Here is a 15925-nt window from a genome sequence, read left to right as displayed (position 1 = left end):
GGCCTAGCAAGCCTTGACCGGCGTTCCCTGGGCGATCACCGCGCGCGCCTTGCGATAGATGGCCTCTCCCGGCAGGCCGTACTCCGCCAGGCGCTGGGCGTTCCTCAGGGCCTCGGCGTCGTAGGCGGCGTCGAAGCGGGCCTGTTCGGCGGGATCGACCGGGACGATGGACATCCCCTCGCTGCGGGCCATGGCCATGCCCTCGGCCTCGGCCTTGCCGATTTCCCGGGCGAGCGCGGCCTCCCAGACCGGGGTGGCCTCGGTGAGGACCCGGCGCAGGTCGGGGCTGAGCGCGCGCCAACGGGCCTCGGAGATGGCCCGGGCCGGATAGGCGCCGCGGCTGACCTGCAGCAGGGAGAGATGCTGGGCCACCTCGTTGAAGTGCAGCGATTTCACCGCGTCGGCCGGCGCCACCACCCCGTCCACCACCCCCTTGGAAATGGCCGAATAGACCTCCCCCATGGGCATGGTGACCACGTCGACCCCCAGGGACTGCAGCACCGGCGTCAGCTCCCCCGGCGCCCGCAGGCGCAGGCCCCGCAGGTCGGCCAGGCCGCGCACCGGTTTGTCGCGGGTTAGCACATTGGGCAGGTTGCCCCCCTGGACCGCCAGGACATGGACGCCGGCCATCTCCTGGCCGAAGATCGGGAAGGCCTGCTCCAGGCAGCGATAGACCGCCACCTGGTCCTCGATGGTCCGCACCCCGCCATAGAAGCCGGCCTGGGTCTTCATCACGTGCATGCCCGAGCGCATGTAGATCGGGGTGATCAGGGCGATGTCGGCCACCCCGTGGCGCAGCTCGATGACGCTCTGATCGGAGCTGATCAGGGCGCCGCCCCAGAAGGGCTGGATCTTGATCCGACCGCCAGTGGCCTTCTCCACGTGCTTCATCCAGGCGATGTCGGCGCGGCTGAAGGGATGGTTGGGGGAATAGGGCGAGGCGTATCTCAGCACCTCGACCCCGCCGGCGGGCTTGGCGGGGGCGCAGGCGGCGAGCAGCATCAGGGCGGCGACCATGCCGATCAGCTTCCAGCCCGTCATCCTGGTTCTCCCTGCGCGCGGTTGGTCCGGCGTCCATCGGTCGCAATTTGGTTCAGGTCTCAATCGTTTGCAAATTAAACAATACGTGTCTAATCACCAATAACGACAAGACAGGGAGCGTAGCAGGATGTCCGGGCCTTTGGCGGGAATGACCGTGGTGGACCTCACCCACGTCATGGCCGGACCCTTCTGCACCCACGTGCTGGGACTGCTGGGGGCGGAGATCATCAAGATCGAGCGGCCCGGCGAGGGCGACGTCTTCCGCCATTATGACCGCCGCCCGGAGTTCGTCGGCATGGCGCCGGCCTTCCAGACGGTGAACGTCGGCAAGAAGTCCATCACCCTGGACCTGAAGAATCCGCAGGCCGTCCAAGTGGTCCTCGACCTGATCGCCAAGGCCGACATCCTGGTGGAGAACTACCGCCCCGGCGTCCTGGCCAAGCTGGGCCTGGGCTACGAGCGGGCCCGCGCGGTCAATCCCGAGCTGATCTACTGCTCGCTCTCCGGCTACGGCCAGACCGGGCCGATGCGCGACAACCCGGCCTATGACCACATCGTCCAGGCCATCTGCGGGGTCATGTCCCTCACCGGCGATCCGCAGGGCGAGGTGGCCAAGGTCGGCTTCCCGATGATCGACACCTTCACCGGCTATGCCGGCGCCTTCGCCTGCCTGGCCGCGGTGCTGCAGCGGCTGCGGTTCGGGGGCGGCGGACGCCACCTGGACGTGGCCATGCTGGACTCGTCCCTGATCCTGATGATCTCGATGATCGGTCCCTATCTGATCGCCGGGGACGAGCCGGCGCGGGTGGGCAACCGCGGCTTCAATCCCAGCCCCACGGCCGCAACCTTCCAGGCCAGCGACGGGCCCCTGCTGCTGGGCGCCAACACCCAGAAGCAGTTCGAGAAGATGTGCGCGGTCCTGGGCTGCGGCGAGCTGACCCGCGATCCCCGCTTCGCCGACCCCAACGCCCGGATCGACAACGAGGCCGCCCTGCTGGCGATCCTGCATCCCCTGTTCGCCAGCCGCACGGCCGAGGCCTGGGAGCTGGCCTTCAACGCCGCCGACGTGCCGGCCGGCGCGGTGCGCACCGTGCCGCAGATCACCGACAACGCCCATGTCGCCAGCCGGTCCCTGCGGGCCGCCTTCGACCTGCCGGGCACGGACCGCCAGGCCGCCACCCTCAATCTCGGCTTCGACCTGGGCCGGCCGCGGGGCGACCGCGTCGCCCCGCCCCCGACGCTCGGCCAGCACACCGACGAGGTGCTGAAGGGCCTGGGCTACGACGACGCGCGCATCTCCGCCCTGAAGGCGGCCGGCGCGGTCTGACCCGCGGCGAGACGCCGCCCGCGTGACGCGGGCGGCGCTGCGAACGCCTTGGACGCCTACTTCTTCTTGGCGGCCTGGACCTCGATCTCGGCCAGCATGCCCGGCGCCACCAGGGCGGCCACCTGCATGGTCACCCGCGCGGGCTTGTTGGGCTGGTCCGCCGAGCCGAAGAACTGCTTGTAGCCCTCCATCATGCCGGCGAAGTCCATGCTCCCGCCCTTGGCCGGGTCGCCCACCAGGTAGACGCGCATCATCACCACGTCGCCCATGGCGTAACCCTGGCCCTTCAGGACCGCGTCGATCTTCTTCATGATCCCGATGGTCTGGGTCTTGGTGTCGCCGAACTCCACCGGCGTACCGGCCGGGGCGCCGGCGTTCAGCGGCGGCGGCGTCTGGCCGCTGACATAGATGGTGTCGTAGCCGGCCGGGACCACGGCGGCCTGCAGGATGGCGGCGGTTGGCGGGCCCACCCGCACGATGGCGTCGGCGGCGGCCGCGGGCGCCGCGGCGGCCGCCAGCACCGGCAGGAGGGCGGCCAGGATCAGTCTGCGCATCGGATCTTCCTTCATGTCGGCGCCGGCGTTCGGCGAGGGCGGCCCACCTTCGGACAGGCGGGCGGGGTTGTTCAAGCCACGCCAGCCGTCGCCCCGTCCGCCCCGATGCGCGCGCAGACCCCACATCGGCCCGCGAAACGGCCTGCGTGATTAAATCGCGGGCAAGCCGTGCATAGTTATCGTGCAGTTGTCATGGCATTTATCCGAGTCGACTTAGGTCATGATCCATCTCGTGTTCCAAAATATGGCGCACTCGATGGTTGTCGTGCCCGATTATCGCGCACGAAATGCGTCAAAAACCCAACATCTGGAGACATTGAGGCCGGAAACCTCCATCTCGTTGACACGAAGAAGGATTCATGTGGACTGTCTTACTATCAGATGAACGTCTTTGAAGAAATCGGGGACAAGCATCTTCTAACTGCAGTAAAATATAAAATATATGAGGAAACATCCGGGCCGGGCGATCTCAAATTCTGCGTGAGCTCTTCGGTATGAGTGTTGATAATTCAGCTTATATCCTGGATGCGGCTATAGAAGCCGAACATCTCGCGGTTCTCTACGCGGATATTGAGCCAAACCACCAACATTTCTGGGCGACCACCAGGAACTAAGGGCCAAAGCCCAGTCCTGGACCGTCCGTCAACGCCCCGACGCCGCGCACATCCGGCGCACGGGGAATCTGCGGCCAATCTGCGCCGCGATTATGAGGGGGCCTACAAGATGAAGACCACGACCCGAAACGCATGGCTGGCGAGCGTCTCTCTCGCCTCCGTATTGATCGCCGGCGCCACTGGCGCCTCGGCCCAGACCCTGGCGGCGGCCACGGTGGACGTCGATGAAGTCATCGTCACCGGCACGCGCCAGACCGGCCTGAAGGTCGAGGACAGCGCCGCGCCCGTGCAGGTGGTGGATACCGCCGCACTGACCCGCACCGGCCAGACCGACCTGCGGGTCGGCCTCAGCAACCTGGTGCCCTCCTTCAACGCCCAGGCCTTCGGCGGCGACACCGCCAACCTGACCCTGTCGGCGCGCCTGCGCGGCCTGTCGCCCAACCACGCCCTGGTGCTGATCAACGGCAAGCGCCGTCACACCACCGCCAACTTCGCGGTCCTCTCCGGCGCCTATCAGGGCGCGGCGGCCACCGACCTCAGCTTCATCCCCATGGCCTCCATCGGCCGTATCGAGGTGCTGACCGACGGCGCCGCGGCCCAGTACGGCACCGACGCCATCGCCGGCGTCATCAACGTCATCCTGAAGAAGGCCGATGCGGGCGGCTCGATCTCGGCGACCGCCGGCGAGTACATGGACGAGGGCGGCAAGACCGCCGCGATCTCGTTCAACATCGGCACGGCGCCGACCGAGAACAGCTGGCTGAACCTGACGGCCGAGACCAAGTACCACGGCTTCAGCAATCGCGGCCTGCCCGACCAGCGCGTGTTCAACCCCGCCAGCCCGAGCTATTCGGCGGCCCACAACGCCATCGAGCGCCTGATCCCCGGCTACCCGAACCTCAACCTGATCTCCGGCGACGCCGAGTACCGGCTGAGCAACCTGGGCTATAATGGCGGCGTCTCCATCGGCGACGATTTCGAGGTCTATTCCTTCGGTTCCTACGGTCACAAGGACGCCTCGGCCTACGAGAACTACCGCCGCTACAACCGCGTCACCGGCAAGATGGGCGCGGTCGACCGTCCCTATCCCCAGGGCTTCAGCCCGCGTGAGCGCATCATCGAGGACGATTATGCCGGCGCCATCGGCTTCTCCGGCGTGGTCGGCGGCTGGAACTTCGACCTGAGCTCCACCTACGGGGTCGACGACATCGAGGTCCGCGTCGAGGACTCGATCAACGCCAGCCTCTATGTCGACACCTCCACCACCACGACCAAGGGCTCCAGCCCCACCAGCTTCCACGCCGGCTCCTGGACCACCACCCAGCTGACCAACAACCTCGACCTCTCCAAGGAGTTCGAGGTCGGCTTGGCGACCCCGCTGGCCGCGGCCTTCGGCTTCGAGAACCGTCACGAGACCTACGAGATCGGCGCCGGCGACGTCGCGTCGCGCTACAAGGAGGGCTCGCAGTCCTATCCGGGCTTCGCGCTGACCGACGCCGGCAAGCACAGCCGCGACAGCTGGGCGATCTACGCCGACCTGGCGGTCTCGCCCATCGAGGCCCTGCAGGTCGACGCCGCCATCCGCTACGAGCACTTCAGCGACTTCGGCGAAACCACCGTCGCCAAGCTGACCGGCCGCTATGACTTCAACGACGCCATCGCCATCCGCGGCACGGCCAGCACCGGCTTCCGCGCCCCGACCCTGGCGGAATCCTACTACTCGGCCACCAACGTGTCGCCGACCGCGGCCTTCGTGCAGCTGGCGCCCAACTCGCCGGCCGCCCGCCTGCTGGGCATCGACGCCCTGAAGCCGGAAGAATCCACCAACTACAGCATCGGCATCGTGGCCCATCCGCTCCCGGCCATGACCCTGACCCTCGACGCCTATCAGATCGAGCTGACCGACCGAATCTTCGGCTCCAGTTCGCTTTACGGCACCCGCAATGGCGTGCTGGCCTCGCCGCAGGTGCTGGCGGCGATCCTCGCCAACGGCAACGTGCTTGATCCCACCGTCACCACCACCGGGATCAACATCTTCTCCAACGGCCTGGACACCCGCTCGCGCGGCGTGGACCTGGTGATCTCCTACCCGACCGACCTGGGCGACTACGGCCGGATCGACTGGACCCTCAGCGGCAACTACAACACCACCAAGGTCACCAAGGTGAAGGCGCCGCCCGCGGCGCTGGCCACCCCCAGCGTCCCGTACCCGACCGGCCAGACCCTGTTCGCGGGCAACGCCAAGTCGCTGCTGGAAGCCGCCTCGCCCAAGTACAAGGTCGGGATCGGCGCCCTCTACACCTTCGGCGCCCTGACCGTGAACCTGACCGAGACCGTCTACGGCAAGTCCTCGTCGCTCTCCGACCCGGGCACCGGGCCCCTGCTGCAGACCTCGATCGGCGCCACGGCCATCACCGACCTGGAAGTCTCCTACAAGTTCGTCGACGCGGTCACGCTTTCGGTGGGCGCCAACAACCTGTTCAACAAGTACCCGGACAAGCTGTCGGCCCAGTACCAGGCCGCCTGCGTCGCCTCCGGCGGCGGTTGCGTGGGCCAGTATCCCAGCTACTCGCCCTTCGGCATCAACGGCGGCTACTATTACGGCCGGATCACCTACACCTTCTGAGCCAAAATTCAGGAGAGCGTGGAAGGGCGGCCCCCCGGGGGCCGCTCTTTTGCGTTCAGGAGAGCGCCTTGCCCATGCGCAGCAGGGGCACCCGGTAGCCGGTGGAGGTCTGAGCCTCGAAGGGCTCGATCACCTGGTAGCCGGCCGCCCGGTAGAGCGGCTCTCCCGACAGGGTGGCGGCCATCTCGCAGCGGCCGAAGCCCTCCGCGGCCGCGGCGGCCTCGCAGGTGTCCAGGATCAGCTTGCCCACTCCCCGGCGGGCGAAGTCGGGGTGGGTGTACATGGCCCGGATGCGGGCGGGCTCGACGGCGGGATCCACCAGGGCTGAGTCACGGCCGGCGCTGTGGTCGCCGCCGAACAGGGTGGCCCGCCGGCTCCAGCCGCCGCAGCCGGCGATCTTGCCGTCGGCCTCCACCACGAAATAGGCGCCATCGGCGATCAGCTGGGTGTCCAGCCCCATCACCTCGAAGGAGGCCGCCACCCCTTCCGGCGGCAGATAGGCGGCCAGGTGGATGCGGATGGCCTGCTCCATCAGGGCCCGCAGGGGCTCCACGTCGGCCATTGTCGCGGTCCGGATGGCCAGGGCGCCGCGCGGGGCGGCCAGCACCGCGCGGGCGGCGTGGCGCCGGTTGAGCAGGGTCACCGCCACCCCCTGCTCCAGCCGGTCCAGCATCCAGGCCGGAAGGGTCACGGTGCGCGCGTCCGGGTTCCAGGCGAAGGCTCGGGCCTCGTCGGCGTCCCGCAGCAGCTTCAGCACATGGGCCCGCGAAACGCCGTGACGCCGCGCCAGGTCGGCCACCGAGACGGGCGCGCGCCCGGTCTCCGAGCCGAGCTGGCCGGCCACCAGGTCCGACAGGATCGCCAGGCCCGCATCCCGCTGCGCGAACAGCAGCAGTTCGGGACCCAGGCCGGGATGGGTCAGGGGCGGATTGACGCTCGCGCTGGCCATGCTGCGGCGCGTGTAATGGAAGAAGTCCGCTCCCGCCATCAGGGGAAGGGCCGCGGCGGCGGACGGGTCCACCAGGGCCAGGGCGCGAAGGCCGGAGCGGACATAGTCCCGGAACCAGGCGAGATAGTCCTCGCTGAAGCCGTGGCGGACCGGCAGGCCCGAGGACTTGCCGAGCGGGATGAGCGCGCCGCGCTGGCGCATCAGGGCCAGGTAGCTCTCCACCCGGCCGGCGCTGCAGATCCCCGATTCCACGCACATCCGGGTCAGGCGGCCCGCCGTCAGCCCCTCCTCGGTGTCGTAGAGGCACAGGGCCAGGGTGCCGATGGTCTGGCTGCCACGGTCCTTGAACAGGCTGCGCAGCGGGCCAAGGGTCAAGGTCGGCCGGGTGGCGTGCTCGCCGCTGGCCAGGAAGGCGGCGCCGAAATTGGGATGGCGCCGCACCTGCGCGATCTCCTCGACCGTCAGCCTCGGCGGCCATCCCCCCAGGTCGAAGGGGTCGTCGAAAATCCGGCTCGTCGGCATCCACACCCTCCCCCGCTCGCCTCTCAGGCGAACCCTCGCAACACCGGCGGGCGAATCCCTCCCCAAAATTCGCCAATTGTCGGTTGCGACGCCAGACCCTTGAATAACACGGGTAGATTTAGCCGTCTTGGGAACTCCCCGGGACGGTGTATCGGGGGTTTTGCTTCATGTCGGAACGGACGCAGAAGCTGCTGCGCCTGGCGCAGGCGCTTGAAAGCCTGCGCGCGCGGCTGCTGGCCGACGCCGCCGATCCCCATACAGCCGCGGCCCTGCGCCGGCAGTTCTCCGGAACCCTCGCCGAACTCTCCGCCCTGCGCCGCTTGGTGGGCGACAGCCCAGCCACGGCGGCGACCCAGCGACTCTACCAGGCGTTGGAGGCCGTGGAGGATGCGGTCGCGGCCCTGCCGCGGACGAACCTGGTCCCGATCTCCCGCCCCGCTGGCCGCCGCGCCCAGAGGCTGGACCAGGCCGCACGGCGTCTCATCGGCCGCGCCGCCGCCCTGGCCCTGGTGGTGGAGGCCGCCAGCCCGCTGGCCGCCGCCGCCGCGCCGGGGCCCAATCTCGAGGTCGTCAATTCGACGCCGGCCACCTACGCCAGCGGCGCCACGGCCCAGTCGCGGGCGGTGACCTTCAACCGGGTGGGCGAGCGTAACGACGCCCAGAACCGCCTGAACCTCGGGAACAACGCCCTGGCCGCCATCAACGGCGACACCAGTCCCACGGCCACCAGCGCGCTCTTCTTCTTCAACTGCACGATCAATCCCGGCTGCCTGTTCGGCGGCGCCCCGGACAAGGCCAAGCTCGCCCCCTATGTGCTGGGCTACATCGCCGTCCAGACCAACACCTTGACCTTCCTCGACGCTCCGCCCCAGCCCGAGGAGGCGCTCGACAGCCTGACCGGCGCCGTGCCGACGATCAGCGCCGGCGGCGCGGCGGCCAACTTCCAGGACGGCGAGCCCGGCGGGACCGTCAGCCTGACCAACACCGCCACGGTGAGCGCCAGCGGCGACTACGGCGCGGGCCTGCTGGCCAAGTCCCAGGGCGGGATCGGGCGGTTCCGCTTCAACGCCGGCCTCTTCAGCCTCGACGTCTACACCAATGGCGGCGCCGGCGGCGCGGTCACCGTCGACAACCGGGCGGCGGTCACCACAAGTGGGGTCAGCGGCCCGGCCATCGCCGCGCTGAGCCTCGGCGCCCTGGGCGTCCAGGGCGGCCGCGGCGGCGACGTCACCGTGACCACCACCGGGGCGCTCGCCACCTCCGGGGTCGGCGGCCACGCCATCCTGGCCGAGAGCCTCGGCGGCCAGTCGGTGAACGACAGCCCCAACGTCACCGGCGGCTTCGCCGGCAAGATCCTTGTCACCGTCAAGTCGGCCATCGTCACCACCGGCGCCAAGGCCTATGGCGTCCTGGCCCGCAGCCTGGGGGGCCAGGGCTCGGCCGGCGACAGCGCCTCGGGCGTCAGCGACAGCTCCAACGCCGGCGGCCGGGGCGGCGATTCCGGGGCGGTCCGCGTCGACATCGCCTCGGGCGGCGCCATCACCACCTCGGGGGCGGGGGCCCACGCCGTGGCCGGCTTCAGCCTCGGCGGCCAGGGCGGCCGCGGCGGCGGCGGCAACAACGCCTATGCCGGCGCCACCGGCGGCGACGGCGGCCTCACCGGCGACGTCACCCTCACCAACGCCGGGACGCTCAAGACCTCCGGCGACCGCGCCTATGGCATGCTGGGCCAGTCCCTGGCCGGCAAGGGCGGCGACGGCGGCGACGGCGACTCCATCTTCGTGGGCCAGGGCGGCAAGGGCGGCGCTTCGGCCCCCGGCGGCGCCATCACCATGAGCAACACCGGGACCATCGCCACCAAGGGCCTGGAATCCTACGGCATGTTCGGCCAGAGCCTGGGGGGCGTCGGCGGCGACGGCGGCTCCTCGGACGGCATCTTCTATTCCGACGCCGGCAACGGCGGCACCGCCGAATCGGCCCGCTGCCGGGTCTACTTCGTCTGCCCGGACGGCGGGGCGGTCAGCCTCAGCAACATGGGGACCATCATCACGCAAGGCGCCCGGGCCCACGCCCTGTTCCTGGAGAGCATCGGCGGCGGCGGCGGCAACGGCGGGTCCGCCGGGGGCTGGATCAGCGTCTCGGGCGGCTCCGGCGGCGACGCCGGCAATGGCGGCCTGGTCACCGCGATCAACGGCCAGGGGGCGACCCTCACCGCCTCGGGCCAGGGCGCCTCGGCGATCTTCGCTCAGAGTATCGGCGGCGGCGGCGGCAACGGCGGCGACGCCTTCGGGGTCGGGGCCTTCGCCTCGGTGGCCGTGGGCGGGGCCGGCGGCGCCGGTGGCAAGGGCGGCGAGGTGGTGGTGCGCAACGACGGCGCCATCAAGAGCTCGGGCCTCGGCGCCGACGCCATCTTCGCCCAGTCCATCGGCGGCGGCGGCGGCAAGGGCGGCTCGGCCACGGCCATCAGCGTCGGGGCCTTCGTCTCGGCCTCGGTGGCGGTGGGCGGCTCCGGCGGCTCCGGCGGCGACGCCTCCACGGTCGATGTCCGCAACTCAGGCGCCATCGAGGCGGCCGGCGACTTCGCCAACGCCATCTTCGCCCAGAGCGTCGGCGGCGGCGGCGGGGCGGGCGGCCAGGCGACCTCGGTGGCCATCGCCGGCGGCGACAAGGTGGCGGTCGCAATCTCCGTGGCCGTCGGCGGCTCCGGCGGCGACGGCGGGGCCGGCAAGCAGGTCGACGTGGCCAACACCGGCGCGCTCACCACCTACGACTTCAACGCCGCCGGCGTCTTCGCCCAGAGCGTCGGCGGCGGCGGCGGTCGCGGCGGCGACGCCTCGGCCACCGCCATCACCGCGGCCGGCGGCAAGGGGACCGAGGTCAATGTCGCGGTCGCCGTGGGCGGCTCCGGCGGCAAGGGCGGGGCTGGCGACATCGTCAATGTCGACAATTCTGGCGTCGTCAGAACCTATGGCGACGGCTCCACCGGCATCTTCGCCCAGAGCGTCGGCGGCGGCGGCGGGGCCGGCGGCGACGCCTCGGCAACCACGGCGGCCTTCAATGTCGGCGGCCAGGTGCGCAGCGCCGAGATCAAGGTGGCGGTCGGCGGCCACGGCGGGGCGGCCGGCGACGGCGCCCTGGTCCATGTGGTCAATAGGGGCGCCATCGTCACCCTGGGCTCGGGCGCCAACGGCGTCACCGCCCAGAGCGTCGGCGGCGGCGGCGGGGCCGGCGGCGCCGGGTCGATGGGCTCCCTGCTGGAAGGCGTCGACATCCCCACCGTCCTGCCCGACGGCAAGGGCGAGGACGCCAACACCAGCCTCAAGCAGAAGGCGACGGAGAAGTACGCCAGCTTCAAGCGCGAGTTCTCCCGCATCGTCTCCAACCCCGGCGCCTTCGGGAAGAACCTGGCCCGCGACGTGGGCAAGAAGACCAGCAAGGCGCCCGACAGCATCGCCATCTCCATCGGCGTGGGCGGCTATGGCGGGGCGGCCGGCAAGGGCGGCGACGTGGCCCTAGAGAACACCGGCGAGATCGTCACGGCCGGCTTCATGTCCTCGGGCGTCTTCGCCCAGAGCGTGGGCGGCGGCGGCGGGTCCGGCGGCGGGGGGGACGGCGAGGCCAGCGGCGACATGAGCATCGGCGGCGGCCTGGGCGGGACCGGCGGCGCCTCGGGGGCCGGCGGCTCGGTCACGGTGGCAAACAAGGGCGCCATCTCCACCCTGGGGGACCTCTCCTACGGGGTTCTGGCCCAGAGCGTCGGCGGCGGCGGCGGCCTCGGCGGCTCGGGCGCCGGCGAGATCGGCGGCGGCTATTCCCTCTCCCTGTCCATCGGCGGCAAGGGCGGGTCGGTGGACAATGGCGGGGCGGTGAAGGTCGCCCAGGACGGCGACGTGGTCACCTTCGGCTCGAGCTCGGTGGGCGTGCTCGCCCAGTCCGTCGGCGGCGGCGGCGGTATCGGCGGCGCGGCCAATGCGTCGAACTACCTCAACGTCGCCCTCGGCGGCCAGGGGACCTCCGGCGGCAATGGCGGCGATGTCGAGGTCTCGGTGAAGGGCGCCATCGCCACCTCCGGCAAGGCCGCCTATGGCGTGCTCGCCCAGAGCGTCGGCGGCGGCGGCGGCCTGGGCGGCGGGGTGGTCCCGGCCACCCTGGTCTTCGGGGTCGATCCCCTGGGCCTGGTGAAGATCGACACCGGCATCCCCTATTCCGTCGCCAGCCTGGGCATGGGCGGTGGCGGCGGGGCCGGCGGCAACGGCGGGGCGGTGAAGGTCACCACCAGCGGGACCATCACCACCACCGGCCAGGGAGCGCACGGGATCTACGCCCAGAGTGTCGGCGGCGGCGGCGGGATCGGCGGCACAGGCGCCAACACCTTCCCGGCGGCCATAGCCCTGTCCGGCTCCAACGGGGACAAGGGGACGGCGGGCGCCATCACCATCGTCCACGCCGGCGACATCAAGGCCTTCGGCGACGGGGCCCACGGCATCCTGGCCCAGAGCGTCGGCGGCCAGGGTTCGAACGGCCGCGGCGGCGACATCAACATCACCGTCAACGGGACGATCCAGGGCGGCGCGAACGGCGGGGCCGGGATCTTCCTGGCCGGGGGCGCGCACAACAAACTCACCATCGGCGGCGGGGCGGTCACGTCGAAATCGCTGCTGGCCATCCTCGGCTCGGACGGGGACGACACGGTGGACAACGCCGGCCGGGTCACCGGCGAGATCGGCCTGGGGGGCGGCGCCAACAGCTTCACCAACCGCGCGGCCGGCCTGGTGGAGAGCTACCGGGTCGCCGCCCTCAACGGAGGGACCTTCGCCAACGCCGGGGCGCTCTCGCCCTATGGCGCGGGCGCAGTGGGGACTACCCGCATCCTCGGCGACCTGACCCAATCCTCCACCGGCGGCCTGAAGATCGACGCCCGCTATCACGCCGGGACCGCCGACCGCATCGAGGTGGCCGGGGCCGCGGCCCTGGCCGGCCAGGTGATGCTGGAGCCCTATCACGTCCTGGACCTGATCCCCGGCAAGTACGTCACCGTGCTGAGCGCGGCCTCCCTCACCAACAACGGGATCGCCGCCGACGCCAGCGACACCCTGGTGATCGACTATGGCCTCACCGCCACGGCCACCGAGCTGAAGGTGGGGACCAACAGGGTCGACTTCGTGCTGGCCGGCCTCAGCCCCAACCAGGTGGCCATCACCAAGCACCTCCAGGCCAGTTGGGCGGCCGGCGGCACGGCGTCCCAGGAGCCCCTGCTGGACGACCTGGCCTTCCAGAAATCCCGCGCGGCCTATGTGGCCCGGGTCAACACCCTCGATCCCGGCGCCGCGCCGACCCAGGGGGTCACGCCCCTGATGTCGTCCCTGACCTTCGTCGGCGGCCTGATGAGCTGCCCCGGCGGCGAAGGCGCGAGCGACGTGCTGCACGAGGGGACCTGCTACTGGGCCAGGGCCGGCGGCGGGTCCAGCCGGATGGAATCCGATGGCGGGACGCCCGGCTACCAGCAGCACGCCATGCGCCTGCAGGCCGGCGGCCAGTTCGCCCTGCCCCAGCCCGGCTGGTTCGGCGGCCTGTCCCTGGGCCTGGAGGACAGCCAGTTCGATTCAGGCGCCCCGGCCCATTCCCGGGCCCGCCGGGTCCAGGCCGGCGGGGTTATCAAACGCGAGATGGGGCCCCTGCTGCTGGCCGCCGCCGCCAGCTACCAGTACAGCCGCGCCGATCTCTCCCGGCCGGTGAACTTTCCGATTCCCCAGGTCGCCGCCAGCAGCCATCCGGTGACCGACCTGGCCTCCCTGCGCCTGCGCGCGGCCTATCTGGCCCAGGGCGCGACCTTCTACCTGCGCCCCTCTCTCGAAGCGGAGGCCTACCACCTGGGCCTCAAGGGCTATCGCGAAAGCGGGGCGCCCGGCCTGAACCTGATCGTCCGGGACTCCGACCAGTCCTTCACCTCGGGGACGGCCAATCTGGAGATTGGCGCCACCCACGTGACGGCCAAGGGGGTGGTGCTGCGGCCCTACGCCAATGTCGGCGTCACCCGCTTCTCGCAGGGGAGCTGGGACATCAAGGCCCGGCTGGAGAGCGCGCCGGCCGCCGCGCCGGACTTCACGGTGAGGACCGAGCTTCCGCGACAGCTCACCCGCGCCGCCGTCGGCCTGGAGGCCGACTTCGAGAAGGGCGCGATCCGGGTCGAGTACGAAACGCGCCAGGGCGACCGCTATCGGGACGACACCGGTTCGATAAAGTTCCGCATGCAGTTCTAACCCTGGGATGACAAGGCCTGTGCATCAGGCCAGTCTCACCCCATGAGCCTGCCGCCCCTGCCCACCCAGCCCGCCGGAACCCCCTGGCCGACGGAGGAGTGGCCACTCGGCCTCTTCCCGCCCGGCTTCGACCGGCTGCGCCTCGACGACCTGATGGCCGAGCAGTTCGAGCAGCTGGCCTTCGGCGAGGCCCACGCCCTGGTGATCGTCAAGGACGGCCGGCTGATCTTCGAGCGCTATGGGCCAGACCACGGCCCTGACAAGACCTGCATGTCCTGGTCCAAGGCCAAGAGCATCACCCACGCCCTGACCGGCCTGCTGGTGGGGGACGGCAAGCTGGACATCCACGCCCCGGCCGACGTGCCCGAGTGGCGCGACGCCGGCGATCCACGCGGCGCCATCACCCTCGATCACCTGCTGCGCATGTCCTCGGGCCTGAGGTTCAGCGAGGTCTATGAGCCCGACCAGCCGTCCGACACCATCGCGATGATATGGGGCGCGGGGAAGGACGACGTCGCCCACTACGCCGCCGACAAGCCGCTGGACTACGCCCCCGGCCGCCATTGGTCCTATTCCAGCGGGACCACCAACATCGTCAGCCGCACCCTGGCCCGAACCCTCGACGCCTATGGCCCGGACTTCGAGGCCTTCATGCGCGAGCGACTGTTCGAGCCGCTGGGCATGGTGAGCCCGGTCCCCAAGTTCGATCCGGCGGGGACCTTCATCGGCTCGTCCTTCTGCTTCGCGACGGCCCAGGACTTCGCCCGCTTCGGCCTGCTCTATCTGCGCGGCGGGGTCTGGGAGAACCGGCGCCTGCTGCCCGAGGGCTGGGTCGATCATGCGAGAACCCCCACCTATCAGCAGCCGGGCGTCACCGAGGGGGCCTATGGCGCCCACTGGTGGCTGGGCATGGCGGGACCAGGAAGCTTCTCGGCCAACGGCCACGAGGGCCAGTTCACGGTGATCGCCCCGGATCTCGACCTGGTGGTGGTGCGCCACGGCAAGACGCCGACCGAAAAGAAAGAGGATCTCAAGGCCTGGCTGGCGGAGCTGGTGGACTGCTTCCGGCCGTGAGCCTGCTTGCCGTCCTGCTGGCCCTGGCGATCGGGACGTTCCTGGTCGCGCGCGGCCAGTTGAACGACGGCGCGGTCCCAAGCGCCCGCTCCCTGCTGGCGCCCGGCCAGCCCAGGACCGCCATGGCGATCTGGGCCCATCCCGACGACGAGATCACCAGCGCCGGAACCCTCGCCAATCTGGCCCGCGAGGGCGCGACTGTGGTCCTGGTCTATGTCACCCGCGGCGAGGCGGCTCGCGATACGGGCTACAGCCGCGAGGACTTGGCGGAGGTGCGGCGGAAAGAGGCCCAGGCCGCCGGCGCGACGCTCGGGGCCCATGCGGTGGAGGTCCTCGAATGGCCGGACGGCGGCCTCGCCACCGCCGACGGCGAGGCGATCAAGGCGGTGCTCCGTGAGCGGATCGACCACTGGAGGCCCAGCCTGCTCATCAGCTTCGACGAGCGCGTCGGCTATTACGGCCACCCCGACCACATCGCCGTCGGCCGCTGGGCCCGGGAGCTGGCGCGGGAGGACAACTCCATCCGCCGCCTCTACCAAGCCACCCTGCCCCGGGCGATGATCCGGCTGGCTCTGAAGCTGGTGGCCGCCTTCCGCGACAACTATCCGAGCGCTCCCGAAGCCGGCCTCCCGGCCCCCACCGTCGCGGTCCCCATCGCCGGCCAGGCCAGCGTCAAACGCCGCCTGCTGGATGTCCACGCCAGCCAAGCCAAGGTCATCGCCGACGTCCAGCCCGGCTACGACCGGGTCCCCGCCTGGCTCTACTACCGCCTGTTCGACCGGGAGTACTTCGCCCTGGCGGTGAGCAAATAGATCCTCCCCCAGCGCGCAGCGCGATGTGGGGGAGGTGGCGCGGACCGCAGGTCCGGGACGGAGGGGGATCGACGTAGTCGACCTCAGTCAAACGAGAGTCAAAGTCCCCCTCAGCCGGCCCTTCGGGCCAACAGCTCCCCCAGTGG

8 protein-coding genes are annotated in these 15925 nt (G+C 70.5%); 5 read left to right on the top strand and 3 right to left on the bottom strand.

Annotated elements, in window-relative coordinates:
- Positions 1-3: 3 nt before the first annotated feature.
- Complete coding sequence (gene dctP / locus Q7T09_RS17065; protein ID WP_304701331.1) at positions 4-1041, bottom strand: TRAP transporter substrate-binding protein DctP; 1038 nt, start codon at positions 1039-1041, stop codon at positions 4-6.
- A gap of 127 nt (positions 1042-1168) precedes the next feature.
- Between dctP and Q7T09_RS17060 the strand changes: the two genes are divergently transcribed.
- Positions 1169-2368, top strand: coding sequence for a CaiB/BaiF CoA-transferase family protein (locus tag Q7T09_RS17060; protein ID WP_304701330.1), 1200 nt, complete (start codon positions 1169-1171; stop codon positions 2366-2368).
- A 56-nt stretch (positions 2369-2424) separates the two neighbouring features.
- On the opposite strand, the gene Q7T09_RS17055 is transcribed toward Q7T09_RS17060, so the two are convergent.
- Complete coding sequence (locus Q7T09_RS17055; RefSeq protein WP_304701329.1) at positions 2425-2922, bottom strand: RidA family protein; 498 nt, start codon at positions 2920-2922, stop codon at positions 2425-2427.
- Between the two features lie 723 nt (positions 2923-3645).
- Here Q7T09_RS17055 and Q7T09_RS17050 point away from each other — a divergent pair.
- Positions 3646-6162 (top strand): TonB-dependent siderophore receptor, encoded by a 2517-nt coding sequence (locus Q7T09_RS17050; RefSeq protein ID WP_304701328.1) that lies wholly within the window; start codon positions 3646-3648, stop codon positions 6160-6162.
- 55 nt (positions 6163-6217) lie between these two features.
- Here Q7T09_RS17050 and Q7T09_RS17045 read toward each other — a convergent pair whose 3' ends face one another.
- Complete coding sequence (locus tag Q7T09_RS17045) at positions 6218-6724, bottom strand: GNAT family N-acetyltransferase (RefSeq protein ID WP_304701566.1); 507 nt, start codon at positions 6722-6724, stop codon at positions 6218-6220.
- Between the two features lie 1076 nt (positions 6725-7800).
- Between Q7T09_RS17045 and Q7T09_RS17040 the strand changes: the two genes are divergently transcribed.
- From Q7T09_RS17040 to Q7T09_RS17030, 3 genes are read left to right on the top strand one after another with little or no spacing between them, the layout of a single operon-like run.
- Positions 7801-13893, top strand: coding sequence for an autotransporter outer membrane beta-barrel domain-containing protein (locus Q7T09_RS17040; protein WP_304701327.1), 6093 nt, complete (start codon positions 7801-7803; stop codon positions 13891-13893).
- Between the two features lie 42 nt (positions 13894-13935).
- Positions 13936-14967, top strand: coding sequence for a serine hydrolase (locus tag Q7T09_RS17035; RefSeq protein ID WP_304701325.1), 1032 nt, complete (start codon positions 13936-13938; stop codon positions 14965-14967).
- A complete protein-coding gene (locus tag Q7T09_RS17030; RefSeq protein ID WP_304701324.1) occupies positions 14964-15779 on the top strand; it encodes a PIG-L deacetylase family protein in 816 nt (271 codons plus the stop codon). Before Q7T09_RS17035 ends, Q7T09_RS17030 begins: the two co-directional genes overlap by 4 nt.
- Positions 15780-15925 lie beyond the last annotated feature (146 nt).

Origin of the sequence: Phenylobacterium sp. (assembly GCF_030645195.1) — a bacterium.
Classification (GTDB): Bacteria; Pseudomonadota; Alphaproteobacteria; order Caulobacterales; family Caulobacteraceae; genus Phenylobacterium.
This window is presented reverse-complemented; position numbering and strand designations above follow the sequence as displayed.